The sequence below is a fragment of the Nodosilinea nodulosa PCC 7104 genome, assembly GCF_000309385.1.
Lineage (GTDB): Bacteria > Cyanobacteriota > Cyanobacteriia > Phormidesmidales > Phormidesmidaceae > Nodosilinea > Nodosilinea nodulosa.
In genome coordinates this window covers 5145355-5170309 of the sequence record NZ_JH976537.1, presented here as the reverse complement: position 1 = coordinate 5170309, position 24955 = coordinate 5145355, and the positions used below count along the sequence as shown (strand labels likewise).

At 60.1% G+C, this 24955-nt stretch carries 23 protein-coding genes; 10 read left to right on the top strand and 13 right to left on the bottom strand.

The features are described from left to right. Positions 1–281: 281 nt before the first annotated feature. Positions 282–1073, bottom strand: coding sequence for a photosystem II electron transport protein, Sll1252 family (locus tag LEPTO7104_RS0123975; protein WP_017301133.1), 792 nt, complete (start codon positions 1071–1073; stop codon positions 282–284). A 159-nt stretch (positions 1074–1232) separates the two neighbouring features. Further along, a complete protein-coding gene (locus LEPTO7104_RS41795) occupies positions 1233–1604 on the bottom strand; it encodes a helix-turn-helix transcriptional regulator (RefSeq protein WP_225887032.1) in 372 nt (123 codons plus the stop codon). Between the two features lie 900 nt (positions 1605–2504). Between LEPTO7104_RS41795 and LEPTO7104_RS0123965 the strand changes: the two genes are divergently transcribed. Beyond that, complete coding sequence (locus LEPTO7104_RS0123965) at positions 2505–3254, top strand: tetratricopeptide repeat protein (protein WP_196358146.1); 750 nt, start codon at positions 2505–2507, stop codon at positions 3252–3254. 311 nt (positions 3255–3565) lie between these two features. Here LEPTO7104_RS0123965 and LEPTO7104_RS0123960 read toward each other — a convergent pair whose 3' ends face one another. Genes LEPTO7104_RS0123960 through LEPTO7104_RS35085 form a run of 3 tightly spaced genes read right to left on the bottom strand, consistent with a single transcriptional unit; the run spans position 3566 to position 5647 of the window. Beyond that, complete coding sequence (locus tag LEPTO7104_RS0123960) at positions 3566–5038, bottom strand: glycosyltransferase (protein ID WP_155523750.1); 1473 nt, start codon at positions 5036–5038, stop codon at positions 3566–3568. A 25-nt stretch (positions 5039–5063) separates the two neighbouring features. Then, a complete protein-coding gene (gene psaI / locus LEPTO7104_RS0123955) occupies positions 5064–5174 on the bottom strand; it encodes a photosystem I reaction center subunit VIII (RefSeq protein WP_017301129.1) in 111 nt (36 codons plus the stop codon). A 44-nt stretch (positions 5175–5218) separates the two neighbouring features. After that, positions 5219–5647: a hypothetical protein gene (locus tag LEPTO7104_RS35085; protein ID WP_017301128.1), complete on the bottom strand. Its 429-nt coding sequence runs from the start codon at positions 5645–5647 to the stop codon at positions 5219–5221. 15 nt (positions 5648–5662) lie between these two features. On the opposite strand from LEPTO7104_RS35085, the gene LEPTO7104_RS0123945 reads away from it, so the two are divergent. Together LEPTO7104_RS0123945 and LEPTO7104_RS0123940 are read left to right on the top strand one after the other, a co-directional pair. After that, positions 5663–5971 (top strand): DUF2470 domain-containing protein, encoded by a 309-nt coding sequence (locus LEPTO7104_RS0123945; RefSeq protein ID WP_017301127.1) that lies wholly within the window; start codon positions 5663–5665, stop codon positions 5969–5971. A gap of 19 nt (positions 5972–5990) precedes the next feature. After that, complete coding sequence (locus tag LEPTO7104_RS0123940; RefSeq protein WP_017301126.1) at positions 5991–6233, top strand: 2Fe-2S iron-sulfur cluster-binding protein; 243 nt, start codon at positions 5991–5993, stop codon at positions 6231–6233. A gap of 29 nt (positions 6234–6262) precedes the next feature. Here LEPTO7104_RS0123940 and LEPTO7104_RS35080 read toward each other — a convergent pair whose 3' ends face one another. Beyond that, positions 6263–7516 carry a glycosyltransferase family 4 protein gene (locus tag LEPTO7104_RS35080; RefSeq protein WP_017301125.1) on the bottom strand — a complete coding sequence of 418 codons (1254 nt, stop codon included), beginning with the start codon at positions 7514–7516 and terminating at the stop codon, positions 6263–6265. Positions 7517–7649: 133 nt separating this feature from the next. Beyond that, positions 7650–9770, bottom strand: a complete 2121-nt coding sequence (locus LEPTO7104_RS37305) for a diguanylate cyclase domain-containing protein (protein WP_155523749.1) — start codon at positions 9768–9770, stop codon at positions 7650–7652. Between the two features lie 524 nt (positions 9771–10294). Between LEPTO7104_RS37305 and pstB the strand changes: the two genes are divergently transcribed. From pstB to LEPTO7104_RS0123915, 3 genes are all read left to right on the top strand, one after another. Then, positions 10295–11098 (top strand): phosphate ABC transporter ATP-binding protein PstB, encoded by an 804-nt coding sequence (gene pstB, locus LEPTO7104_RS0123925; RefSeq protein WP_017301123.1) that lies wholly within the window; start codon positions 10295–10297, stop codon positions 11096–11098. 146 nt (positions 11099–11244) lie between these two features. Then, positions 11245–12708 carry a BCD family MFS transporter gene (locus LEPTO7104_RS0123920; protein WP_026073025.1) on the top strand — a complete coding sequence of 488 codons (1464 nt, stop codon included), beginning with the start codon at positions 11245–11247 and terminating at the stop codon, positions 12706–12708. Positions 12709–12710: 2 nt separating this feature from the next. Then, positions 12711–13523 (top strand): inositol monophosphatase family protein, encoded by an 813-nt coding sequence (locus LEPTO7104_RS0123915; protein ID WP_017301121.1) that lies wholly within the window; start codon positions 12711–12713, stop codon positions 13521–13523. Positions 13524–13553: 30 nt separating this feature from the next. Here LEPTO7104_RS0123915 and LEPTO7104_RS0123910 read toward each other — a convergent pair whose 3' ends face one another. Further along, positions 13554–14474, bottom strand: a complete 921-nt coding sequence (locus LEPTO7104_RS0123910) for an AraC family transcriptional regulator (protein ID WP_017301120.1) — start codon at positions 14472–14474, stop codon at positions 13554–13556. Positions 14475–14614: 140 nt separating this feature from the next. Here LEPTO7104_RS0123910 and LEPTO7104_RS0123905 point away from each other — a divergent pair, with 140 nt between their 5' ends. Beyond that, positions 14615–15730, top strand: a complete 1116-nt coding sequence (locus LEPTO7104_RS0123905; RefSeq protein WP_017301119.1) for an aldo/keto reductase — start codon at positions 14615–14617, stop codon at positions 15728–15730. 74 nt (positions 15731–15804) lie between these two features. On the opposite strand, the gene LEPTO7104_RS0123900 is transcribed toward LEPTO7104_RS0123905, so the two are convergent. Continuing rightward, positions 15805–16422 carry a thylakoid membrane photosystem I accumulation factor gene (locus LEPTO7104_RS0123900; protein ID WP_017301118.1) on the bottom strand — a complete coding sequence of 206 codons (618 nt, stop codon included), beginning with the start codon at positions 16420–16422 and terminating at the stop codon, positions 15805–15807. Between the two features lie 93 nt (positions 16423–16515). Then, entirely contained in the window at positions 16516–17133 is a 618-nt protein-coding gene (locus tag LEPTO7104_RS0123895) for a hypothetical protein (RefSeq protein WP_155523748.1), read from the bottom strand. Positions 17134–17335: 202 nt separating this feature from the next. Between LEPTO7104_RS0123895 and ychF the strand changes: the two genes are divergently transcribed. Further along, the gene (gene ychF / locus LEPTO7104_RS0123890) at positions 17336–18427 is read left to right on the top strand and encodes a redox-regulated ATPase YchF (protein ID WP_017301116.1); all 1092 of its coding nucleotides are present in this window, start codon (positions 17336–17338) and stop codon (positions 18425–18427) included. Positions 18428–18572: 145 nt separating this feature from the next. Next, entirely contained in the window at positions 18573–19439 is an 867-nt protein-coding gene (locus tag LEPTO7104_RS0123885) for a GDSL-type esterase/lipase family protein (RefSeq protein WP_017301115.1), read from the top strand. Here the strand turns inward: LEPTO7104_RS0123885 and LEPTO7104_RS0123880 are convergent. Next, complete coding sequence (locus LEPTO7104_RS0123880) at positions 19414–20052, bottom strand: carboxypeptidase-like regulatory domain-containing protein (protein ID WP_017301114.1); 639 nt, start codon at positions 20050–20052, stop codon at positions 19414–19416. The two genes, LEPTO7104_RS0123885 and LEPTO7104_RS0123880, sit on opposite strands and share 26 nt — an antisense overlap. A 553-nt stretch (positions 20053–20605) precedes the next feature. Further along, positions 20606–21400 carry a DUF6816 family protein gene (locus LEPTO7104_RS0123875; protein ID WP_017301113.1) on the bottom strand — a complete coding sequence of 265 codons (795 nt, stop codon included), beginning with the start codon at positions 21398–21400 and terminating at the stop codon, positions 20606–20608. Between the two features lie 596 nt (positions 21401–21996). Here LEPTO7104_RS0123875 and LEPTO7104_RS0123870 point away from each other — a divergent pair. Further along, a complete protein-coding gene (locus tag LEPTO7104_RS0123870; protein WP_017301112.1) occupies positions 21997–22893 on the top strand; it encodes a pentapeptide repeat-containing protein in 897 nt (298 codons plus the stop codon). Between the two features lie 22 nt (positions 22894–22915). Here LEPTO7104_RS0123870 and LEPTO7104_RS35070 read toward each other — a convergent pair whose 3' ends face one another. Beyond that, positions 22916–24805: an alpha/beta hydrolase gene (locus LEPTO7104_RS35070; RefSeq protein WP_083887127.1), complete on the bottom strand. Its 1890-nt coding sequence runs from the start codon at positions 24803–24805 to the stop codon at positions 22916–22918. Positions 24806–24955 lie beyond the last annotated feature (150 nt).

The following is a 24955-nucleotide window of genomic DNA, read 5'->3' as shown; positions in this document are numbered from 1 at the left end:
CACCCATTGGGGTATCGAAAATCAACTCCATTGGGTGCTCGATGTCACCTGGGGCGAGGATAAGTCTCGCATCAGGCGGGGCCACGGTGGCGAGAATATGGCGCTCCTGAGGCGCTTGGCCATCAGTGTGCTGAACCAAGAAACCTCAAAAAAACGAGTCTTAAGCAGAAGGCAAAGCGAGCCTCAATGAGTCCTGACTACATGCTCACTGTCCTTGCTGCAGGGCTCGCAACCTAGCACAATGTATCGATAGTTTTCTTGCGCTTACCCTGGAAGATAGGCTAGGTACGGCGAGTTAAATTAATGCGGTATCGATCTTTTTTAGTAACAGCGATATCTCCAATTTCTAGCCGTCCCCGGCCGCGAATCACGACTAAATCGCCTGCTGCCAGAGCATAGCTGCTTTGGGTAACTAGCTCCCAATTTACCCGTACGTCACCTTTAGCAATTAAATCGGCCATTTTGCTGCGCGACATGCCAAACCCAGCGGAGGCTACGGCATCTAGGCGCAGCGAAGCTTCGACGGTGGTAAGGTCTTTTTGCTGGGGTGGACGAACCCGCAATTGATCCCATTCCAGGGGTTGAGTTTTGACTGACACAGAACGTACCTGACTCAGCGACTGGGTCAAAAAGGCGGCGAGTTCTGGCACTATGATGACCTGGGCACCACGCTCGCCGAGCACAATTATGTCGCCCAATTTGCCCTGTGCCAAGCCAGTACCCAATAACGCTGCCCAAAAGTCACCATAGTTGGCAGGATCAAACATAAAGTTGCCGCTTACTGTCATCAGCACTAAGGGAACTTGGCTTGGATCTAAGGGGATATCGGTGCGGGCCAGGGCCAACCGCTGTCGCTCGGCTTGGGGATAACCACCCCACGCTAAGCTGTGCACGTCGGTTAGCTGCTCAACCATGGTTTTGGCTGCATTCTGCTCTATGGGGGATAAAAAGTCGGTAACGACGATGTCCCAGGTTTTAATGGCCTGGTCGGCTTGCTCTAAAACATGGGCTAAGCTGTCGCAGTTGTCGCTAGTGTTTTTGGCAGATTGGAGCAGGTCATCCGTTGGCAGCATGGGCAGAGGTCTAGAGTGGTAGGTCAGTTGCGCAGGTTTGCTTGAGGGCAGCGCTCCCTGTTCTGACTCTACCTTAGCGAGATAGAACCACCTATGGGCGGGCTGCCGCCGTTGCCTGGCAGGGAGCAGCAGCCCAGGTTCTCTTTAGGTCTATGGAGGTCAATTGACCATGGCGTCACCGACCTCCTTGCGTTTGGCGTAGATGCTCTTGAGGTGGCGTTTTACCGTATTGACGGTGATGTAAAGCTCCTTGGCAATTTCATCGTAGGTGCGGTTAGCGCGGCGCAGTACCCACACCGCCCGCTCGCGAGGGGTGAGATTGTACTGCATCGCTTCTAGTAGTGCAGAAGCGTGGGCCGAGCGAGTTTTGTTTTCTAGGGAAACTAACAGGTAAGAATTGGCTATGGTGGGGAACTCGAGCCACTGAATGCGGGCTCGAATCTGGTGTCCAGACTGAGTAGTAAACTCTTGGGTGAGCACCAGAAGAGTCTCGGGATAAAGCTCACGGCTTTCAAGAAGGTGCTTGCCCATGGCTGTAAGGCAGGCTGGTAAAGGATTGGCGCTGTTGTCGTCGCTTAGGTCACGGCAGAGGGCTCTACCCTTCTGGTTACTGTGCACACAGGTGCCATCTTCAGAAAGGACCAAAATGCCGTCTACAAAACCTTCGAGTACGGCGCTAAGCAGCGGTAAGTTAGTGTTTTCGTTTAGCTGAGGGGCAACAAAATCAAAATTAGGGAGGGTAGTGGATGAACTCATAGTGACCATGGGGCTACCTGGTTTAAGACACAACAGAGTTAGGGGAGTCATCCGGAAACACAGCTTGTGAATTTAAGACAAAGAGAACTTCAATCCCAGCGGTGAGGTCTCCGCACGCTTAGGACAGTTTTCTAACTGGCTCTCTACAGAGCTTGGTAAGCCGTAGTAACTGTCAGTGCTTGAGCTTTGGGGCATCTTGACTAGACAGATACTTCACTTGGATGAAGTGTCTGTCTGGAAAGTTTGGCTATTTTCGTGGTCATTTCCTGATTTTTCTATGCCAATACGTCAATTCATAGCTATAAATCTAGGATCGAGCTGCTGGCTGATGCAGCCTGCGACCGCCCCCACAAGAGCCCCAAACGTCCTTCGCCGTGAGCCATTGTTTTGGTGTCAGCAGCAATGCCGCCTGCGGTAGCTTGGCAAAAGATGGGTAAAGGGTTGAAAAAATAGCCTCTTATCTATATTGTTATGGGCGTTCTATCAGGCCCACGGCCATAGCAGCAAGCGATGAGACCGGCCCATCTAGATTTGTTGCGGTGTGTACACAGGAGCATGGTCGCAGCGGCGATCGCGCTTCCGCTCCTGTGTTCCTCAATGCGGCCAACGCCGAGCTATGCGCAGCCAGCGCCTTCCTCTAACAGCGCGGCGGCAGAAGCTGCCCTCGATCAGGGTTTGACTCTGATTCTACAGGGGCAGATCGACGGCGCGCTGGCTCAGTTTCAGCAGGCAGCAGCACTTGACCCCGGTCTGGCGGCCGCCCACTACAATATCGGGCTGGCCCTGCGACAGAAAGGCCAGCTTCAAGCGGCGGCCTCTGCCTTTTGGGACGCAATCCGGGCCGATCCACAGTTTGCCCTGGCTTACGCAAATTTAGGCGGGGCCTTAATTGAGGGCAACAACCTCGACCAGGCTGAGGCCTATCTACAGCGAGCCTTGGCGATTCAGCCCGACCTGGGTAACGCCCACTACAACCTAGGGTTGGTGTATCAATCTCAGGGGCGATTTTCTGAAGCGCTGGCTGCCTTTGAAAAGGCGGGAGAGTACAGCCCCGGTGACCCGGAGTCATTTTTGCAGCGGGGGATCATATACCTTCAAACTGAGCAAAATGCTGACGCCGAAGCTATGCTGCGGCAGGCCCTGGCGATTCAACCCCGCTACGCCCAAGCCCACTACAATCTAGGCATTGCTCTCTTTAATCAGGGCCAAACCGAAGCTGCCCTCGATTCCTTTCGCACGGCTACTCAAATCAACGGTGGCTATGCCGATGCCTACTACAGCGCCGGGCTGGCGTTTATTCAGTTGGGCCGTTTCGACGAAGCCCGCACGGTGCTGGAGTACGCCAAAAATCTTTACATCACCATGGGAAACCCGACCTGGGCGGCTAAGGCTCAGAACTACCTGGGCCAACTGCCGGGGAGTTAGCAGCCCATCCTGTTCGGCTGCCCTTCGTTTCAATTCAATGCTCTGCATTGGCATGTTCGCTTGCGGCTCTGCCGCTCATTTGAGGCGGCAAAGCCGCAAAATCTGGGTGCCCGGGCGGAGCTAGGGCACCCAGTTGGAGGCCGTCATTTGGCCGTAGGTTTGGTTAGCGTTAGCGAAACCCAACAAAACCGTTACTGGTGTTGGGTTTTCTCTTCAAGTGACGCTAGCCCCAAAGGGGCGGCTTCGCCAACGCGAACGCTTCGCTCAAAACCAACCTACATCAGAACGTTTGTCAGGCAATCAGGTGTCTACTACCAAAATTTGAGCTTGCGAGAGGCGTAGAGGCACATTTTCAAAAGGATTAACCCCTCTTTGACGTGGGCTATGTTTGAGCTGCCGTAGGTGCGCGGCTGGTAGCGAATGGGCACTTCTACAATGTGCAAGTTGAGCTTGGCGGCCCCAAAGAGTAGGTCAAAGTCGCCAAAGGGGTCGAAGTCGCCAAAATAGCTGCGGCCTGCGGCAATGCGCTGGTAGTCGCGGCGCCACAGCACTTTGGTGCCGCAGAGGGTGTCTTTGAGGGGCTGCTCCAGCAAAAACGAAAACAGCAGAGCAAAGATTTTGTTGGCTACCGTATTTAGCCAGGGCATCGCGGTTTTAGAACGGGGATAGACCAACCGTGAACCGTTGGCGAACTCTCCGGTTCCGGCGGCCAGCACTTCTACAAAGTGGGGTAAATCTTCGGGGGGTACGGTTAAGTCGGCATCGAGAATGAGCAGGATGTCGCCAGTTGCTTGGTCGAAGCCCAGCCGCACGGCATCGGCTTTACCCCGACCGCTCTGCTGAAAGGCCCTGAGGGAAAAAGACCCCTGGTAGGTTTGCACCAGATCCTGGATGGTCTCCCAGGTGCGATCGCGGGAATGGCCTTCGACAAAAATAACTTCGGTATGGTCGCCCAGCTGCGGCAGCCGGGCCACAGCGGCCGCAACGTTGCCCGCCTCGTTGCGGGCCGGAATGATGACGGAACAGGTGGGTTTGCCCTGGGTCGGGGCCGCTTGGGGCCGGGCCACAATAAAGGTGGTCAGGCACAGGTGCTTGACCAGGGGCAGCGGAGCCAGGTAGCGATTGACGAAACCCGCTAGGACCGGCACCCGCTTGGGGCACAAAAACCGACTGCCCCGCTTGAGTGGGCGATAGCCCGTGACCGTAAGCAGATTGGCCACATCGTCCATGCCCAGCCAGTTTTGGGGAGGCTGGGGGCGACGCTGGCCCACTCGCTCGGCCAGCCCTAGCAGTGGCTCCCACAAATAGTTGTGAAAGGTAAGCAGAAGCCGAGTGTGGGGCTGGCAAAAGGGCTGTAGCCGCTGCAGCACCGCCTGAATATCGCCCAGGTAGCCCAGCACCCCCGACAGCACAATGTAGTCAAACTGGCGGTGCTCGGGGGCCAGCTGGGTTGGCTCCAGGGCTTCGGCGTCGAGGCTGTAAAAGCAGAGATCGGGATATTTTTGGCGGGCGATCGCAACGACTGTCGGGGCAAAATCTATGCCCACCCCAACGCCTGGGGCCGTAGCACGCAGCAGATCGCCAGTCCCGCAGCCGATCTCCAGGACGCGGCTGCCGGGGGGAATTAAAAAGTGATGAAGCCGAGCCAGATCGGCGTAGTAGTAGCGATTGCGGCTACTCCAGCGATCTAGCTCGGGAGCAATGCGGTCAAAGTAGGCCCGGATATCTTGCTTGAAGTCCTGCTTGGGGGCCTCAAGCAAATCGGAAGAAGGAGCTTGGAGCACGAACGTCTTGGTTTCCTAGTTAGGCCTAAGCAGCGTCATCCCGCTCAATGTAAAGGAACAGGAAGGCCATCGCAGCGGCGGGGAAAACAATGCCCACCAGAGGAACCAGAATAGAGGGTAAAAAGGCAGCTGGCATAGGGATTTTACCTTAATAGCAACATCAAAGCATTGAGCATAAGACTACTGCGAATGGGCGATCTGTATGTCTATTTTGTTACAAACTTTCTCACTTGGCCGATCGGCCTCGCCGCCCGCGGTTTCGCTGTGGTGGAGGCGGTTATGCCACCAGGATGAGGTCGCGCGATCGAGCTTGGCCGTGTAGAGGGTGGTTACAAAGGATTTGGCCCCATAGCCCTGGCCGACAATTTCAACGCAGTAGGACGGGGATTTGCGGGTGGCCATATCTGGCACCAGGCGCTTGCCGATCCTCCGCCAGCTGGGTTCCTTGCCCCGCCACTGCAAGCGACAGCAGGGCCAGGGCAGCTGGTCGCGATCGAACAGACGGCAGCAGGGACCCACGACCCGATAGGTGAGATGCGCCCCAGGGCTTTGAAAAATATGGCCCGTAGGCCAGGGATGCTCTGGGTTGGGGGGGAGGGGCGGTATCATAACAGCAGGTAACCGATGGCCAATGTTGAAATAGTCTACGGGATTTTTATGGGTGAGCCAATTACTCCAGCGGTAAGCGATCGCATTTGCAAGCACATGAACAAAGACCACAGCGAAGCGGTGCTGTTTTACGCCACCGCCTACGGCAACCAGCCCGCCGCCACCGCCGCTGTGATGGAATCTGTCGATGCCGAGGGCATGACCCTGGCCGTCACCGTTGACGGCGCACAGACCCTCGTGCGGGTGACCTTCGACCACACCCTAGCGGGGGCTGAAGATGCCCACCATACCCTAGTTGCCATGCTCAAGCAGGCCCCAGCCTAGAGAATCTATCGGTACGGCCATGAGCGTCTCAGTTCAATTTTTGCCCGACGGCGTCACTGTTGAAGCCGAGGTGGGGGAGCCCCTGCTGGCGGTGGCCGATCGCGCCGGGGTGAGCATTCCCACCGGCTGCCTGATGGGTTCGTGTCACGCCTGCGAAGTCGAGCTTGAGGGGCAGGAAGACCCCATCTGCGCCTGTATTTCAGCGGTGCCGCCGGGGCAAAAAACCCTGGTGATCAACCTATACGTTGACCCCACCTGGTAGTCGGTGCCCTGACCCGACTACCAGGTGGGCTAGGCCCGAAACCCTTTGGCTAGGGCAGGAAGCGGATTTACCCAGGCGGGGGGCTGAGCGATCGGTGATCTTGGTTTGATGGCCGCCTCGGCAACTAGCTCCTGCAAATCCTCCCAGACCTGCTGCTGAGCGGCGTCCCAACTCAAGTGCTGTTGGTAGTGTTGCCAGGCCGACAGGGCTAGCTTTTGGTAGCCCGCATAGTCGGCCATGGCGGTGGCAATATATTGGGCATAGTCCAGAGCGCTGGTTCCTGGGGCAAAGGTTCTGCCGTTGATATTGGCCCGCAGCACGGTGGAAATTCCGCCCACGGCGGCGGCGACGCAGGGCACCCCAGCGGCGTTGGCCTCGCTGATGGCGACCCCAAAGGTGTCGGCTTTGGTGGGAAAAATCAGGAAATGGGCCTGGTTAAGCAGGTGGGTAAATTTGGCGTCGCCCGCTGGAGTAGCGCGATCGATAAAGCCGCAGGGCCGCACAAAATTGGGCAGATCGCCCTGCACTTGGGGCTGGCACCCCAGCACCCACAATTCTGTCTCTATTCCCTGCTGGTTAAGGATTTGGGCCACCTCCAGGGCCAGGGGGCCGCCCTTGCGCTCCCAGTCGACACCCAAAAACAGCAGCCGACAGGGGGCCGGAGGGCGCTGGGCAATGAGCGTTTCTACCTCTGGCTGGTCCAGGTCTTGGGCGTGGCTGGCCCCGCGCGGAACAATCCGAATTTTGTCCTGGGGCAGGTCATAGATGGCCCTGGCCGACTGGGCCGCCCAGTCGGAGGTGAGAATAACGCGATCGCACCGTTCTAGCGCCGCCGCCTCCACCGCGTGCAGCCTGCGGCGAGTTTCTGCACAGAGATGGGTCAGGTGAGGGTAAAAATCGACCAGGCTGCCCAGCAGGGCATCGGTCCACAGCACCGTGGGCAAGTTGGTGCGCACCCGCGCTAGGGGAATGGCATTTTCGGGGCAGAGCAGCAGGTCGGCCCCAAACTGAGCGAGCCGGGCCTCAATCTGGTGGGCGTAGTGGGGCGCAACCCAGGGTTCTACGGGGCTGTAGTAGCTCAGCCCCCGGCGGCGGTAGTACAGCCATTTGAGCCGAGTAATGGGGATTTTACGCTGGTGCAGCGGGCCTAAAAACGCCAGGTCAGCGCCCGCCCCCTGCAACACCTCGGCAATTTTTTGTCCGGCCCCGTAGAGACCCAGGTGGCGGCGGGGCCAGGAGGCGCGATCGCGCACGTCGTAGGTGGTGGCGTAGGCAATTTTCATAGGAATAGGGGTTGGGCCATAGCTGGCTCAACCCTCTCAGCGACTGCCCCTAAGGTGCCCAATCGAGATGACGCCGCCCCATGCAGGCTCGAGAGCTCTGCCCCAGTGCGCGGCACCCCAAAGGAGGTACAGCCTAGATCAGGCGAATCCAGTAGCGATCGCGCCCTCGTCTCTTCGCCTGATACAGCGCCGCATCGGCGGCGGCGATCAGGTCTTCGGGGGCCTGGTCGGCGGTGGGCACCACGCTGGCAATGCCAATGCTGATGGTGAGGTACTCACCGATGGGCGACTGGGGATGGATCAGCTGCAGCTCGGCAATCTCCTGCTGTAGAGCCTTCGCCACAATTTCGGCCCCGGCCCGGCGGGTGTTGGGCAGCACTACCGCAAACTCTTCGCCGCCGTAGCGGGCCAGCAGATCGGCGGCCCGCTTCACGGCGCGGGTGGCGGCAGCGGCGATCGCAATTAGCGCTTCATCGCCCTGCTGGTGGCCCAGGCAGTCGTTGTAGGGCTTGAAATAGTCGACGTCAAACATAATTAGCGACAGCGGCTGCTGCTCGCGCACCATGCGCTGCCACTCCTGCTCCAGGTACTCGTCAAAGCGGCGGCGGTTGGGAATGTGGGTCAGCCCATCCAGGGTGGCTAGCCGCTCTAGCTTTTCGTTGGCCCCCTTTAGGGCCGTTTCCATGCGCCTGCGATCGGTAATGTCAATACAGTTGGTAATTACGCCGTTAACGGTGCCGCTGGCGTCTTGAAAGGGGCTGATCGCCACCTGATACCAGCGCCGAATGCCCATCCGGTCAATAATTTCCTGCTCGCCCTGGTAGGGCATTTGAGTGTCGATCACCTGCTGGTGAATGCGGCGCTGCTGACTGGTCTCAAAGACAGAAATATTGGGATTGAAATCGGTATCTACCTTGCCCACCATATCGGCGGGGGTGATGCCGTGGAGGGCGGCACTGGCGCGGTTGGCCATTTGCACACGGTCTTCGCGGTCCTTGACCACAATAATGCTCGGGATGCTGTCAATCACGTTTTGCAGAAACTGACGCTGGCGAGCGATTTCAGCCTCGGCCTGCTTGCGCTCCGTGATGTCGCGCACGATCGCCAGCACCTGATTGGGGCCGCTGGCAACAATTCGGGCTTCTTCGTAGTGCCAGCCGCTGGCGGTGCGAAAATGGTATTCGTAGACCTGGGGCTGGCCGGTTTGCAGCGCCAGGCGAATATAGTGCATGCGCTCGGCAGCCATCTCGGCAGGCAGCACCTCATTTAGGGGCTTGCCAATTTGCTCTTTGGGCGTAGTGATGAGGCTCACCGCCCCAGCATTCATCACATCTAGGCAGACTCCATCGCCCGAATACTGCGCCAGCAGGTCGGGAATGGCCTCTAGAATGATGCGCTGGGTGGCCTCGGCCTGGCGCAGGGCAGCGGTGCGATCGGCCACCTGGCGCTCTAGGGTTTGGCTGTAGTCGGCCAGCAGGGTTTGGGCCTGTTTGCGGGTCGTGATGTCCTGAAAGGCCGCGATCGCATACTCCACCCGCCCCGCCTGATCAAAAATGGGCGTGGTGGCCATTTCGATCGGAACCGACTGATTGCCCGGGCGCAGCTCAAGGTCATCGGCCCAGCCGGGCTGCCCTCGCAGAGCCTGGGCAATGGGTAGATCTCTAGTGGGGTAGCGCTCACCCGTGCTGGCCCGATAGGCGATGCAGGTGTCTTCCAGACTCAGCGAAGGCACCGAAGGCATATCTTCGAGGCAGAGCAGCACGCGGGCCTGCTGGCTGGCAAAAACCATTTTGCCGTCGCGATCGTACACTGCAATCCCCAGCGGAATACCGTCTAAAAACTGCCGCCAGCGCCGTTCGCTGTACTGCATTTCCCGATTCAGGTGCTGAAGCTCCTGGTTGAGGTGCTCTAGCTCCGCAAAGGAATCTTGCAGCTTGGCCGCCATGGCGTTAAAGGCCCACGCCAGTTGACCCAGTTCATCCATGCTTTCGATGGGCAAAGGCGTTTGCCAATTGCCCAGGGCTGTCGCCTGAATCGCCTGGCGCAGCTGGGCAATGGGCTGTAACACTCGGTTGACTACCGCAAGCCCCACCACCATAGAACTGCCGATCGCCCCCAGGCTCAGCAACGCCACCGCCCAGTTGCCCAAATAAAAGCTTAAAAACCCCAGTAGCCCAACCAGGCAGATAATTTGCAGCACGAATACCGCTAGTAGCACCGTGCTGAGGGAAAAGGGCCGGAGCAAACGGCTCAAGGGTCGGTAGAAAGGGAGCTTTGGCACTGGATTGAGCGGCAATATTAAGTGAAGCAAAACACCCTACCTATCTTTCTAGAATAAAGCCCTAGACCAGCTCTGAAATAATCGCCATACCAGATGTTGGCAGAAAAGCCAGAGCTTAAGTTATAGGCCTATCCTAGGGGCTAGGTAAGGGGCTAGCCCGTGATCTCAAGCAGCTATTTCAGCACCTAAATGAGGCGCACTAGGTGATTTAAAGCAGCTATGGGCACGGAGCTTGTATTCTAGCTCCGGGTTTGGAGCCGAACGGTGCAGTATTTGACGCCGTTTTTGTCTGGGTCGCAGGCTTGCGCTGGGCAAAAGGTGCCCCCTGGGGGCAGGGCGATGGGATCCGGCTGGACGGGCGGCTTCTAGTGAGCCGTTGGGACCGCCCCTGGCGATGGGCTTGCCCCTTAGCCTTTCCTTAACCCCAAAACCTCTCTCTGCCTGCAATAGTTATGGTGAGAGATTTGCTCAAACTTTAGCGCAACCCTGGTGCCCCGATGTCACACACCTATGCCCCACCCGCCGCAGACGTTGCCCTTAGAACCAGGGATCTCAACGTCTACTACGGCTCCAATCTGGCTGTGCGCGACGTTAATCTAGAGATTCCTCGCAACGAAGTGGTGGCCTTTATCGGCCCCTCTGGGTGCGGCAAAAGTACCGTCCTGCGCTGCTTCAACCGCATGAATGACCTGATCGCCTCCTGCCGGGTTGAGGGCAAAATTACCTTCCACGGCAGCGACATCTACGGCGACAAAGTAGATGCCGTGGAGCTGCGGCGGCGCATCGGCATGGTGTTTCAAAAACCCAACCCCTTTCCCAAATCAATCTACGAAAACATTGCCTGGGGCGCCCGCATTAATGGCTACAAGGGCGACATGGACGAGCTGGTAGAAAACTCCCTGCGCAAAGCCGCCGTATGGGATGAAGTCAAAGACAAGCTCAAGCAGAGCGGTCTATCGCTCTCCGGCGGGCAGCAGCAGCGCCTCTGCATTGCCCGCACGATCGCCATTAAACCCGACATCATTCTCATGGATGAGCCCTGCTCGGCCCTCGACCCGATTTCGACGATTAAGGTGGAGGAGACCATGAAGCAGCTCAAGGAGGACTACACCATCATTATCGTCACCCACAATATGCAGCAGGCCTCGCGGGTGTCTGACCGCACGGCCTTCTACAATGCCGAGGCCACCGACCGGGGCGGCAAAGTGGGCTACCTGGTGGAGTACGACAGAACCGAGGTGATTTTCAACAGCCCCCGCGAGCAGTTTACCCGCGACTACGTATCGGGCCGCTTTGGCTAGGGCGATCGCCCAAACAAATTACGCTTACTCTCAGCTACCCGGGCCTGGCCTGGGTTCTTTTTTGGCCGATCGCCTACGGTGACCGGCACTGGTCTAAGGTATTACTATTCCTTGAGAAGTACTTTCAAAGCCTTTTGGATGCACCAATGACTAGCCCTGATGTCTCGCCTCCGGCCCCTGGCTCGTCAACTTCGACTAAACCCAACCTCAGCATTCTGACCATGCTGCGCCTGGGGGTGTTTAACATGGGCCTGGGCATTATGTCGCTGCTCACCCTGGGGGTGCTCAACCGGGTAATGATTGAAGAGCTGCGGGTGCCAGCGCTGGTGGCGGCGGGGGCGATCGCGGTGCACCAGTTCATGGCCCCTGCCCGCGTCTGGTTTGGCCAGATGTCGGACTCCCGCCCCCTGTTTGGCTACCACCGCAGCGGCTACATCTGGCTGGGCATTGGGTCGGTGGCGGTGACGGCGTTTTGCGCCCTGCAGGTGGTGTGGCAGATTGGCGATCGCATTGCCGAGGGCGGCTGGGGGCCAGCGGTGTACCCCTGGGTGGGGCTGCTGGGGCTGCTGTTTGCGGTCTATGGGCTGGCCCTGAGCGCCACTTCCACGCCGTTTACGGCCCTGCTGGTGGATGTGTCGGACGAAGACTCGCGATCGCGCCTGGTGGGCATCGGCTGGGCCATGCTGATGGTGGGTATCATCACCGGAGTAATTATCACCTCGATTGTGCTGAAGCCGATTGAGCTGAACGCGCCGATTGAACAGGTGCAGGCGTTGGTGAACCGGCTGTTTGTGATTGCCCCGGCGGTGGTGTGCGTGCTGGCGTTTCTCAGCACGGCGGGAATTGAGAAGAAGTACTCTCGGCTCAGGAGCCGGTCATCCCTCAGAGATCGCGAAGACAGCCTCACCCTGGGCCGCGCCCTCAAAATTCTCACTGCCAGCCGCCAGACCGGACTGTTTTTTACCTTTTTGATGGTGCTCAGCCTCAGCCTGTTTATGCAGGATGCGGTGCTGGAACCCTACGGCGGCGAGGTGTTTGGCATGACCATTGCCGAAACCACCCAGCTCAACGCCGCCTTTGGCATGGGCACGCTGCTGGGCATTATTACCACCGGCTGGCTGGTGGTGCCCCGCATCGGCAAAAAGCGCACGGTGGTGGTGGGCTGTAGCTGGGCGGCGGTGTGCCTGCTGGGCATTACCCTTTCGGGGCTGACCGGGAACCCGACGGTGCTGCTGTCGGCGGTGTTTTGCTTTGGCATTGCCTCCGGCATTCTCACCCTGGGGGCGATCGTGCTAATGCTGGATTTGACCGTGGCCGAAACGGCGGGCACCTTTATTGGGGCCTGGGGGCTGGCCCAGGCGATCGCCCGAGGTAGCGCCACGGTTCTCGGCGGCGGCGTGCTCGATCTGGGTCGTGCCATTCTCAGGGCGTTTAGCGGCGCGGCCGAAGTCGGTCAGCCCCAGGCGTTTCTGGCCTACGGGCTGGTTTTTACCCTGCAAGCCCTGGGGATGATGGTGGCGATCGCGCTGCTCAGCCGAGTCGATATTCAAGAGTTTCAGGCCAATGCCAAGGCGGCAATCACCGCTGCCCTGGAAAGCGATATGGATTGACCATGACTCAGTTTTGGGACGAGGTGCTGGCCTTTGCCGAGGCGACGACAACTACCGTCGGGCATCGGCTGCTCGAAGACTTTGGCCAGGTGCAGGCCGACTTGAAGGCCGATGGCAGCCTGGTGACGCGGTGCGATCGCTGGTCTGACGACACCCTGCGGGCGGCCATCCAGGCAAACTTTCCTGAACACGGCGTACTCAGCGAGGAAGTCGAGCACATCTTCCCCGCCACCGACTGGTGCTGGATTATCGACCCCATCGACGGCACCACCAACTTCACCCGTGGCATTCCCGTCTGGGGCATTTCGCTGGGGCTGCTGTACCGGGGCACCCCTGTGTTTGGCTACGTGGCCATGCCGCCCTTAGCCCAATCCTTCTACGGCTACTGGCCAGGAGAAAGCGGTCTGGAAATGCCCAGCGGAGCCTACTGCAACGGTCGCCCCATCCGCACCAGCGAAGCCAATCCCGACAAAACCCAGTTCTTTAGCCTCTGCGCCCGCAGCACCTCGGTACTGGAGAACCCCTTCCCCTGCAAAATTCGCATGCTGGGCTCGGCGGCCTACAATCTGCTGCTGGTGGGGGCGGGCTGGGCGATCGGGGCGGTAGAGGCGACGCCAAAAATTTGGGATATTGCGGCGGTGTGGGCGATCGCGCAGGCCGCCGGGGCCACCTGGGTGCCGCTGGATGACGTGGAGCCTTTTCCGCTGAGGGTGGGAGTAGACTACAGCCGCCAGCCCTATCCAACCCTGGCAGCGGCTCAGGCTTCCCAGGTAGAGGTGTTTCGTCCTTTGGTGCAAAAAGTAACCCAACAATAGGACTGGTCCTCGGTAGACAGGCCAGACGACCTATCTGCTGTGATGTAAAAACTGCTTTGGAGTCAGCCCTTTGACCTGCTTAAACACGCGGGTGAAGTGGGATTGATCGGCAAAGCCAAAATCGGCCGCGACGGCCGCGATCGCGCCCTCCCTCCGCAGCAATACCTGGGCGGCTCGCTCAATCCGGCGCTGCTGCACATACTTGTGGGGCGTCAGGCCAGTGGCGTCTTTGAATAGTCTGGAAAAATGAAACTTGCTCAACCCGGCCTGGAGGGCCAGATCGGCCAGGGTCAGGTCATCGGTCAGGTAGGCCTCTATGTAGTCCATTACCCGGCCCAAGCGCTGCCGCTCTATGGGTGAAAGCTGGGGCCAGACAGGGGTATCAAGGCTGTAGTGATTGACGAAGTGGGTGGCGATCGCGGTCGTCAGCGTATCGGCAAACAGTCGCCCGTTGGGCCCGCCCATCTCCGCCTCCACCAGCAGGGTTTGAATCAGCGCTTGCAGGTGGCGATCCTGGGCCTGGTGCTGCCGTCGAAAATAGGGTTGGGCTAGCAGGGGGCGTTGGCCCTTGAGGGCCGGTCCTTGAACATCGGGCCGTAGCTCCAGAATCTTGTTGGGGTCGAGGGTGAGCAGCACAAACTGGTTGTAGCCGCTGATCCGGTGGGAGAAGGGGGTACCCGCCGGGTTCACCCACAGGTCGCCGGTTTCGTAGCGGTGGGTCTTGAAGGTGCTGCCGTCTTTCCACTCCCAGTCGAAGGCGGGGCCAGCGTTCATGGCGAAGTAGTGCTGGGTGACGGTGACATCGTCGGGGGTAAAGCCCTCGTTTTCGCCTTTCTCGATATAGAGGCCGTCCCAGGCCAGGTCTTGGCTCGACACCAAAATTCTGCCCGCCGTGATCTCGGAGTTTGGCGTGAGGGTGTCGCTGTCGACGTAGGTGATCTGGCTTTGCACAGGACGACCTCAAACCAGGCGCAATTTTGTACCAAAACTCAGCAATAGGCTACAAGAGTAAATTTGCGGGTTGCCCGATAGTAGTGATTGTAAGCCAGTGACACGGCATTCACCGTTCATTGCAATACAGGAGGCCACCGATGGATTACTACACTCTGGGCAATACTGGGCTCAAGGTCAGCCGTCTGGCGCTGGGCACCATGACCTTTGGCGACGACTGGGGCTGGGGGGCCGATGAGGCCAGCGCCCGCCAGATTTTTGACACCTACCTGGCGGCGGGGGGCAACCTTCTCGACACCGCCGATATGTATACCAACGGCAACAGCGAGCGCCTGCTGGGCAAGTTTGTGGGCGAGAGCAAGTCGCGCGATCGCGTTGTCATCACCACCAAGTTCAGCTACAACGCCGAGCCCGGCAACCCCAACGCGGGCGGCAACGGGCGCAAGAATATTCTCCGCGCCGTGGAAGGCTCGCTGCAGCGCCTCGGCACCGACTACATTGATGTCTACATGCTGCACACCTGGGACCAGGTGACGCCCGCCGCAGAGGTGATGCGCACGCTGGATGACCTGGTGCGATCGGGCAAGGTGCGCTACGTGGCGCTGTCGGACGCTCCGGCCTGGTACGTGGCCCAGGCCCAAACCCTGGCGAAGGAGCGCCACTGGGAACCACTCAGCACCGTGCAGCTCGAATATTCCCTGGCCGAGCGCAATATTGAGTTTGAGTACGCCGCCATGGCTAAGGCTCTGGACACGGGCATCATGGTCTGGTCGCCCCTGGCCAGCGGCCTGCTGTCGGGCAAGTACAGGCCGTCGGAGCAGGGCGGTGAGGGTTCGGGCCGGTTGGCTACCCTAGCCGACAGCGGCAACCCCGCCTTCAACAAGTTCACCGAGAAAAATTGGGCGATCGTGGCGGAGCTGGAATCGGTCGCCAGGGAACTCGATCGCTCCATGGCCCAGGTAGCGCTGAACTGGGTGGCGAACCGTCCGGCGGTGGCCTCCGTCATCATTGGCGCGACGAAACTGCACCAGCTGGAGGACAATCTGGGCGCGCTAGATTTTGAGATTCCTGCCGAGCTTCTGCAGCGGCTGGATCAGGTCAGTCGTCCCGAGGCCCGCTTTCCCTACACCTTCTTTGAGCCCAGTATGCAGGGCATGCTCAACGGCGGCGCTACGGTGGGCGACAAGCCCAGTTCCTATCAGCAACTGGTGCGGATCGAAGGCAGCGGGGCCGGAGTTCCCGCCAGCGAGTCATAGTGGTTCTGGGGATAGCACTCGTCCCAAAACCAAAATCTCAGATTAGGACCCATAGTGTCACCTGTCCTGACAAGCTATTGCTCCTCTGGAACTAACTCGCTGTTCACCTCATTAATGGGGCGGCGGCGCAGCTCTTCCGACTCGGTGCGGGGCAGCAGGTCAAACACCTCCCGCATCACGTCGTCGATCGCCTCGTAGGGAACCGTGCCAATTTCGTTGAACACCAGCTCCCCCCGGGCGTTAAAGATCAGGGTTTGGGGTACGGCATCCTTGAAGTAGTAGCCCGGCTCGCTAGGTTCGTAGGAATCTTTGACCGGAATTGAGTCGGCCATGATGGGAATAAAGTTGGTCACCCGTCCGTAGGGGGCCTGAAGCTGGGAGATCACCGAGGCAAACTTCTTGCAGTCGCTGCTGTCGTCAACGTAGATCACCACCAGGGCAGGCTTGCCGTAGCGCAGCGACTGCTCCAGGCTGACCTTGGGAGGCACCAGCGACCCATTGCCGGCGTAGAGGGCAAAAATATTGCCGTCGTAGTTGTCGTCGGTGAGGCCAGCTAGGGCCATGGGTTGCCCGCCTAAACCCAGCCAGAGAACCAGGGCAGCGCAGGCGATTGCCATCCCCTGGCCCAGGCGCAGCACGGCGCTGGGGAGAATGAGCCTGGAGAAAAGCGGTGCGGTGAGCCAGCGCAGCATGGCAATGATGTCCTTGGTCTAGGGCCTGTTTTGGGGCCTTGGGTGTCGTACGCCCAGGGCCACAGACTCTATTAGGCCACAGAATGGCAGCGCTTAAGGCTGAGTAGCCCGAAATTCTTGCACTATCGACTGCATGGCATCGGCATTGGTCAGGCGCTGATCGTCGGGGGTCCACACTACCACCTGGTAGTAGTCTTCACCCATTTCTACGGTGGTGTGGAGGTAGGCTACGGCCTGCTGGCCCACGTCGCCGCGCACCTTGTACTGCACCGCCGGGAAGCTATTTACCCGGTCTACGTCGGTGCGCTCCTGGTTGGTCACCTGGCTCAGGCCGCCCTTGAGAATTTGCAGGTAGATATTGGCCTGATCGTCCAGGTTGCCCTGGGCAACGGCGGCACGGCTTTCGCCAACCACCACCAAAAACATGTTTTGGTCGGGGTTGTAGGCCTCCAGGTCAGCGCTGGGGTGGAGGGTGCCGGTGGGGGCCGCCTGCCAGCCGTTTTGCAGGCGCAGGCTGACTGGCTTCATGCGGCTCACCAGCGTATCGCCGCGAAAGCCGCTGTCGACGTACTGACTTTTCATTTCGTCAGTTCCCTGAGGCGATCGCGACAGCCCCAGGGTGCTACACCCCGCCGCCCCCAGCACCACTGTTGCCGCCGCCAGAGCGACCATGCCTCGCCGATACCACCCCAAACCTTTGCTGCCAGCCATAGCTTCACCTTTCTCTGACCCGTCTGCGGATCACTGTTTTCCTCAGCTTTAAGGGTATAGCAACCCCTCCGCAATGGCCCCATCCTCTCCTATGCTAGATAGGTGCTGCCGCCGCCAGGCTTAACAACTGGGCGGGCGGCCCCAGGCTGGGCGATCGCCCGCCGCTTTTTTTGCCCCTGTTTACCCGAGCTAGAGTTACCCCATGTTACGAGCTGGCATTGTTGGGCTTCCCAACGTTGGCAAATCTACCCTGTTCAACGCCGTGGTGGCCAACGCCAAGGCCCAGGCCGCCAATTTCCCCTTTTGCACCATCGAACCCAACGTGGGAATCGTGGCGGTGCCCGACGACCGCCTGCGGGTGCTGGCCGACCTGTCTAGCTCCGCCGAGACCGTGCCCGCCCGAGTTGAGTTTGTCGATATTGCCGGCCTGGTGCAGGGGGCCAGCCAGGGGGAAGGACTGGGCAACCAGTTTTTGGCCAACATTCGCGAGGTGGATGCGATCGTCCACGTGGTGCGCTGCTTTGACGATGACGACATCATCCACGTCTCCGGCTCTGTCGACCCGGTGCGCGACATTGAGGTAATCAACCTGGAGCTGGCCCTGTCAGACCTGGCCCAGCTGGAGCGCCGCGTCGATCGGGTGCGCAAACTGGCCCGAGCCGACAAAGAGGCCCAGGCCGAGCTGGCCATTCTGGAAAAAATTCTGCCGGTGCTCAACGAGGGCAAAACCGCCCGCCAGGTCGATCTCGACGACGAGGCCGAAGCCATTATCAAACCCCTGGGTTTGCTCACCCGCAAGCCTATCATCTACGCCACCAACGTCTCTGAGGACGACCTGGCGGGCGGCAATGCCTGGGTCGAGCAGGTGCGGGCCGTAGCGGCGGAAGAAGAGGCCCAGGTGGTGGTGATTTCGGCCCAGGTAGAGTCGGAGCTGGTCGATCTCGACGACGCTGAGCGCAAGGATTTTCTGGAGGCCCTGGGGGTCGAAGAGGGGGGCCTCAAGACCCTGATTCGGGCTACCTACGAGCTGCTGGGGCTGCGCACCTACTTCACCACTGGCCCCAAGGAAACCCGCGCCTGGACCATTCGCGCAGGCATGGTCGCCCCCCAGGCCGCTGGGGTGATTCACACCGACTTTGAGCGGGGCTTTATTCGGGCTGAAACCGTGGCCTACGACGCCCTGGTGGCAGCGGGTTCGATGGCTGCCGCCAAGGACAAGGGCCAGGTGCGCAGCGAGGGCAAAGAGTATGTGGTCCAGGAGGGAGACGTCATGCTGTTTCGCTTCAACGTATAGCCGGTTGGGCCGCACCGATTGAACGGCACATGTGGGGCGGATAAAAAAACCTCGTCGCAAGAGTGGTTCGTCGGGGAAAATCTATCTACAATTTGACCCATCAGGAGCGCAGGTTTTCTGACTCCAGGTTTGTAGGACTATTGCCGTGGCCTCTCCGCTTCAACCCTATCCTCAGCTTCGCTCGGCACTGAGCCACCTGCAGGGGGTGCCCCCCTGGGCGCTGCTTTCCCTGGTCATGAACGGGCTGCTGTTCATCACCCTGGTGGTTATGCTGCGGCAGCTGGGCCATACCGGTGAGGCGGTGCTGCCCCAGGCTAACGCCTTTGCGGCCGACCAGTATGCTCCAGCGGCGCCCCCTGAGCCAGACCCAGGATCGCGCCGCAGCCTCGACTACGAGCACTGGGTCGCGCTGCTGGGGGCAGAAGCCGACGCCATGGTGGCCGACGATGCCCCGCGGCAGACTATTTTGCTGGGCGACTCGCTCACCCTTTGGTTTCCGGCCAGTATGCTGCCGGGGCGTAGAACCTGGCTCAACCAGGCGATTTCAGGCGAAAAGTCGGGGGGGCTGCGCGATCGCCTCTACCTGCTCGACAAAACCTCGCCTGAGGAAGTGTTCATCATGGTGGGCATAAATGACCTGATCTGGGGCGGCTCGGAGGCCGATTTGGTCTACAACGTGCGCATGATGGTGACCTACCTACACCAGACCCACCCCCAGGCGCGGGTGGTGGTGCAGTCGATTTTGCCCCACGGCGGCGCGGCGGCCACCTGGGAAGGGCGCGATCGCCTGATGGCCATTCCCCCCGATCGCATTCGCACGGTCAATACCCAGCTCAAGGCCGTAGCCACCGAAACCGGGGCCGACTACCTCGATCTGTATCCGCTGTTTGTCAACGGCGACGGCTATCTGCGGGCTGACCTCACCACCGATGGGCTGCACCTGAACCAGAATGGCTACCTGGTCTGGCGCACCGCCCTGGCCCTATTTAACGAGACAGCGTTCCAACCCTAGGCTGGGCCGCCAGCGTTTTGGCCGGGGCGGCCTGGCCGCCGGGCGCTAGAGTCTCTGGGGGATGGCCCCACGGTCGGCTCTGATCCGGCGCTACCACCAGCAGGGGGCAAGGGTTGGGCGCCAGCCGAACCGCTATGTCGACCTCGGCAAAGGCAAGCCTGCGATCGCTCTGGGCAATTTCTACGGCGGTTGTGGTCATGCCGCAGCAGTGGTTGGGCAGCGTATAGGTAGCGGTGAGCCTGTACCGACCGGGGGGCAGATCGAAAAAGCAGTAGTGGCCGTCACCGCCGCTGCGAGTTTGGTCAGGCCGGACCAGGGATAGGGAGTCGCTGAGGCGATCGAGCAGCAGCTGCGTTGCCGCTAGGGGAGCCGGGGATCGATGCCAGGCGGCGATGAGATCGCTGTAGCGGGCCTGGAGGTCGGCGCGCTGGGCGATCGCCGCCACAAAAAGGGCCGCCAACCCTTCGATAAAGGTGGCAGGAGCTGCGGTGATGCGCACTACCGCCTGGGGCATAACGTCGCCGGTAAGGGCGTTGGTAATGGTACCGGCGATCGCCACCCGGTAGGGCTTAGCTGCACTGGGCGGGGACTGACTGAGCAGAGGACTTAGCATGGGGTGATCTCCCAAGAAATGTAAATTAGGCGACCGTAAATGAGGCAAGCTCGAACCTAAACAAACCCACAGGACGCCTAGGCCAGACCCAAAGCTGTCGAAAAACTATCAGCTCTTAGCCCGCAGCACCGGGACAGAACCGCTGGTATCTCAGGGGGGTTAGCAGCGGCGGCCCAGGCAAAAAAGAGTTTTGAAGAAAGAGTTTTAAAGCGACTAAAGTATTCCCTCAAGCAAGCCTGCGTTTACCTGGGCAGGCCCCTGAGGGCTGAACCAGATTGAGGCAAAAAACAATCCCTCTAAAAAGCATTTGCCTCAAGCAATTTGCCCAAAAGGCCTCCGGGTTGGGGGCGCAAACTCAGCCCGCTAAGCCGATAGCGGCTAAACCCCGGATGGGCATTTAGCGGAAACACTCTAACTAGATTTCTATGGAGTGCGCAGCTGCAAACGTCTGCTATTGGCGTCAAATATGCTCACATGCGGCCAGAGCGTGTGAAACCGCCCATCAACTTGTCATGCTACTGCTATTTGGTTGTCTACAGAAGCAGCCGTTAACCTAAGTTTGCATCACCAGCTCCAGGCGATAGCGGTAGAGGGCCACGGGCCGGTTTTGCGCCTTGAGAAAATCTGGATCTTGGGGGGACAGATACACCGCCGTAACCTGGTCGGCAACCACGCGGGAGCCCTCGGGCTCGCCGCTGGCTGGGCGGTAGGCGGTGGTGGTTTCTACCTCGTTGAAATAGGGAATTGCCCCGCCCCGAAATACCTGCTGAAACCGCTCCACCGCAATAAACGACTCGGCGGCGGTTTCAACCGCCCGGGCCGTCACGGTCGACTCTAGCAGGCGGTTGTCGCTCAGCCGCGTGATCTGGCGGTTGGGGTTGGCTGGGTCGACCTTCACCGTTTTAATGGCGCCATCGCCCAGGTAGGCGCGGGCCATACTCAGCCCGTTAAAGGCGCGATCGGCTACGGTCTGGGGTGGCCCCGCGATCGCGGGAATGAGCCCCTGCGATCGCGGGGCCACAGCCACAAATCTGACCGGGCAGGTGACCGGCTTGCCCAGCTGATCGCGATTGCCCTCAAAGCCGGGAGTCACTAGGTCGGGGGCCAGGGGGGCCGCCATGTCGACCAGGGTGCTGGTGAGCTGCCATTCGCCCCGCAGCCAGTCGGGATAGCTCAGGTCGCCCTGGGCGGCGGCGAGGGTGGGTTTGCTGTCCCAGGCCGGGAAGTTGGCCAGGCGAGCGGCCAGCGGCCCAGCCTGGGCCTGGCCGCTGCACAGCAGCCACACCGTGAGCAGCAGCGCCAGCCAAAACGCGCGACGACGCAGGAGAGTGAGCAGCGATCGGGGCATAGGTCAGACCCAAAGACAACAGACTACAACAAGACAATATCTGGCACGGGTTTAGAGTTTTGCTCAGTGGCCGTCCCCGCGCCGGAGATGAGGGCCAGACCCGGCTGTCTCGGCGCCGCCATCTTTAGCCTAGTAGACTGCGGCATAGGTTTCTAGACTATGGCCGATGGCAAGGGAGCAGGGGGGCTAGGGAGCCGGGGCGGTTGGAACGGTGGCTTGATTTCCGCCCAGCAGTCCTAGGGCGACAGCATTGCCCCTATCCGCTCCAGGTCGGCTAGCGCGCCATCTGGCCTAACACCCTAGCCAGTGGCGGCGGCCTCAGATAGGCTTAGTACTGGCGAAGGCCTTGGACTGTAGATCAGGCAAAGGCGAGCTCAGCTGCGATCGCGGCGCGGATTCGGACCTGCTAAGGTTAATCAGTCCAGAATCAGTCTTCGCATTTACCAAAAACAGTCTCCTGGTTATCCTAGAACATCCTGTGGCATTGCGTTTTTGCCCGTATTGCATTTTTGCCAGTACAGATTAGACCAGCTAGGTATACTTTGGCTTTCCTGAATATCCGCCATCCCTCATTATCGTCACCGTTGAGGAACCTCTTGGACAACCCCCCTTCCCCTTCTCAGCCCCCAAATTTACCTGCGGAGATCACCGCCGCCGATCTGCTAGAGCGCTACGCCAATGGGGAGCGAGACTTTCGCGGTATTCAGCTGATTGGGGCAGATCTGAGCCAGCAAAACCTCAGCGGCGCCAACTTTCGGCAGTCCAATCTGCAAAATGCCAATTTCTCTGGGGCTACCCTGGTGGGGGCCAACTTTCGCGAAGCCAAGCTAACCGACGCCAACTTTGGTCAGGCCACGCTCACCTTAGCTAACCTGATTGGAGCCGATTTAGCCGATGCTTCCCTGGTAGGAGCCGACCTAAGCGAGGCGGGCATGCGCAGCGCCAATCTGGCGCGGGCCGATCTAAGCCAGGCCATTCTGCGCGAAACCAACCTCAACGAAGCTGTGCTCGACCACGCCACCCTCAGGCAGGCCGTGCTCACCGAGGCTAGCCTGAGCCGGGGTCGCCTGCTGGCTACCGACCTGGAAGGGGCCAACCTGGAGCAAGCCAATTTGACCAGCGCCCTGATGAATCGAGCCATTTTGAAAAATGCCGTTTTAATAGGGGCGGTGCTGACCGGAGCGACCTTAGAGGGCGTCGACTTTCAAGACGCCGATCTGAGCCGGGCTAAGCTGTCGAGCACCAATTTGGTCAACGTCAACTTTTCCCGCGCCAACCTGCGCGGGGCCAACCTGAGCTGGAGCTCGCTGCGCGGGGCCAACCTGCGCGGCGCCACCCTGTACCGCACCCGCCTGAGCTGGTCAAATCTAAGCGGGGCCGATCTGACCGATGCGGTGATGATCAACGCCAAGCTCGACTACACCAATCTGCGGCGCACCGACGTCCACGGCACCATCATGCCCGACGGATTTACCATGAGTTCCCAAGACTAGGCGCCCCCCAAAAATAGCCCTGCTACTGCGGGGTGGTCGAGCGATGGTTGGGCTGGTTGGCCTGCATCGGCGACTGCGCCCCCAAAAAGGGCCAGTACACCGCTGTTAAAGAGGGCGGCGTATGGCGCAGATAGACCACCATCTGCCGCTGGAGCATCTGGAGCTGATCTTGAATGGCTATCCCTTCCAGGTGCAGCAGCGAGGGCAGATAGCTGAGCAGACCCTCCTGACTGTGCAGGCCGCCCTGGCGGAGCCGGGGCCAGCTGGCTAGCCCCTCGGGTACGGTTTGGCTGAGGCGCAGTGATAGGTTGGTGGTCGAAAAAGCGTGGGCCACGGCCGGGTTGAGGGCCGGTGCGTAGGCCTCCGCCTCGGAGGTTTGCTGCATGATGAAGCTGAGGCTGACCCCCTGTAGATAAATGCGCAGGGGAGCGGTGGTGACATCGGGCAGAGCCGGCATGAAGGGGATGCGGCCCAGGTCGGCGTTGAGGTTGTTGGGGTCGCCCACGCTCAGGTGCGATCCACCCACGACGGTGATCAGGTATTTGTCGACGGGCAACTGCATGAAGGGCCGCAGCTGTTGGCTGGCCATTGGGGTAACGGTGTCGTGGGTACCGGCTAGCACCATGGTTGGCACCCGGACCCGGCTCAGCCCGGCTTCGCCAAACAGCAGGCCGGTTAGGGGGTTGGCCACAATGAGCTGGGTAATGCGGTCGTCGCGCAGGTTGGCGTATTTCACCGGCAGGTCGAGGGCGGCGCACTGGAACCAGTCGGCGGGGGAGACATTCACCGGGCTGAGGGTCTTGCAGTAGGGCTCAAGCGATCGCAGATCGAGGGCAGCCCCGGCCAGGGCCAGGCCGGTGTAGCCCCCCAGGGAATGGCCAATGAAGGTGACCTGCTTGGTGTTGAGGCGATCGCGCAGGCTGTAGGAATACAGGTTGATTTTCTCCAGCCGATCTAGCACAAAGCTGATGTCGCGGGGGCGATCGAGGAACTCGGTGGCGGGCAAAATGCGGCTGTGGGAGGCGGGGGGCAGGCCGTCCTTGGGCAGCGACAGCAGGGCAGACACGTTGCTGCCGGGGTGCTCTACCGCCACCACCGTCAGCCCGTGGGAGGCCAGGTGCCGGGCCAGGTAGGCAAAAAAGCGGCGATCGGCCCCAAACCCGTGGGAGATTACCACCAGCGGGCCGTGGGTGTCTCGGCTCCAGTAGATGTCGATCGGAATGCTGCGATCGCGGCTGTGGTCGTGCAGCACCAGCTCCCACCGCTCCACCGCCGAGGGGCCGGTGGAGAAGGGGTCGATGCCCAGCAAGGGGGCTGGCTCGGCGGCCTCAGCCGCTGGATCTTTGCGCAGCACCCGGCTGAGAGCCTTGCTCTCTAGCTGGGCCAGGCGAAACTGAGACGCCAGGGTGAGCAGGGTGCCCACATTAATTTCCAGGGTGTCCTGGGGCATGGCCCGCAGAATACTCAGCAGCGTCAGCCCGCTCTCGGTCTCCGACACCTGCTTCAGAGTAATGCGCAGATCCGAGGGCGTCAGGTTGGGGGCGATCGCCTTGAGGGTATCCAGCAGCTGCGCGCCGCTGGAGGTGTGCAAAATTTCGTCTAAAATCACCTCCCCCACTTCGGGTTCCAGGCTGATTTCACCCTCCAGGGCCTGGCGCACGCTGGCGTTGAGCAGCGGGCGATACAGCCGCAGCGAACCGGGCACCTCGCCGGTGGCCGCAAAACTCTGCAAGTCATCTAGACTCACCGTTTGGGAAAGCCGCCCCAGGCGCACCGTGATTGACTCTGCCGCCAAAACTCGGGGGCTAAACGCCAGGCCGCCCGCTACCAGCGCGCTGGTGAGCAACCAGCTGCCGCCCCGGTGCCCCAGCGCAGAACGTAAACTCCCCAGGCATGACACGGTGAATCGCACGGCAAAAAATCAAACGCAGGAGCAGGCAGCGGTACAGACTCGAGAATGGGTTTACCGTACCCAAATTTGCGGCATTGGTTAACCTAATCTAAACGACAGCACCCGGCGGTGGTGGCGATAAATCGTCAAGTTTTTTTGCAGAAAGGCCAA

Excerpts from the sequence above, each read along its gene's own strand:
- LEPTO7104_RS0123895 (WP_155523748.1), bottom strand. The coding sequence starts at position 17,133 with ATGGCTGGCAGCAAAGGTTTGGGGTGGTATCGGCGAGGCATGGTCGCT.
- pstB (WP_017301123.1), top strand. The coding sequence starts at position 10,295 with ATGTCACACACCTATGCCCCACCCGCCGCAGACGTTGCCCTTAGAACC.
- LEPTO7104_RS41795 (WP_225887032.1), bottom strand. The coding sequence starts at position 1,604 with ATGGGCAAGCACCTTCTTGAAAGCCGTGAGCTTTATCCCGAGACTCTT.
- LEPTO7104_RS0123880 (WP_017301114.1), bottom strand. The coding sequence starts at position 20,052 with ATGCTAAGTCCTCTGCTCAGTCAGTCCCCGCCCAGTGCAGCTAAGCCC.
- LEPTO7104_RS0123915 (WP_017301121.1), top strand. The coding sequence starts at position 12,711 with ATGACTCAGTTTTGGGACGAGGTGCTGGCCTTTGCCGAGGCGACGACA.
- LEPTO7104_RS0123920 (WP_026073025.1), top strand. The coding sequence starts at position 11,245 with ATGACTAGCCCTGATGTCTCGCCTCCGGCCCCTGGCTCGTCAACTTCG.
- LEPTO7104_RS0123940 (WP_017301126.1), top strand. The coding sequence starts at position 5,991 with ATGAGCGTCTCAGTTCAATTTTTGCCCGACGGCGTCACTGTTGAAGCC.
- LEPTO7104_RS35080 (WP_017301125.1), bottom strand. The coding sequence starts at position 7,516 with ATGAAAATTGCCTACGCCACCACCTACGACGTGCGCGATCGCGCCTCC.
- LEPTO7104_RS35085 (WP_017301128.1), bottom strand. The coding sequence starts at position 5,647 with ATGATACCGCCCCTCCCCCCCAACCCAGAGCATCCCTGGCCTACGGGC.
- LEPTO7104_RS0123900 (WP_017301118.1), bottom strand. The coding sequence starts at position 16,422 with ATGCTGCGCTGGCTCACCGCACCGCTTTTCTCCAGGCTCATTCTCCCC.
- LEPTO7104_RS0123905 (WP_017301119.1), top strand. The coding sequence starts at position 14,615 with ATGGATTACTACACTCTGGGCAATACTGGGCTCAAGGTCAGCCGTCTG.
- LEPTO7104_RS0123875 (WP_017301113.1), bottom strand. The coding sequence starts at position 21,400 with ATGCCCCGATCGCTGCTCACTCTCCTGCGTCGTCGCGCGTTTTGGCTG.
- psaI (WP_017301129.1), bottom strand. The coding sequence starts at position 5,174 with ATGCCAGCTGCCTTTTTACCCTCTATTCTGGTTCCTCTGGTGGGCATT.
- LEPTO7104_RS0123975 (WP_017301133.1), bottom strand. The coding sequence starts at position 1,073 with ATGCTGCCAACGGATGACCTGCTCCAATCTGCCAAAAACACTAGCGAC.
- ychF (WP_017301116.1), top strand. The coding sequence starts at position 17,336 with ATGTTACGAGCTGGCATTGTTGGGCTTCCCAACGTTGGCAAATCTACC.
- LEPTO7104_RS0123945 (WP_017301127.1), top strand. The coding sequence starts at position 5,663 with ATGGCCAATGTTGAAATAGTCTACGGGATTTTTATGGGTGAGCCAATT.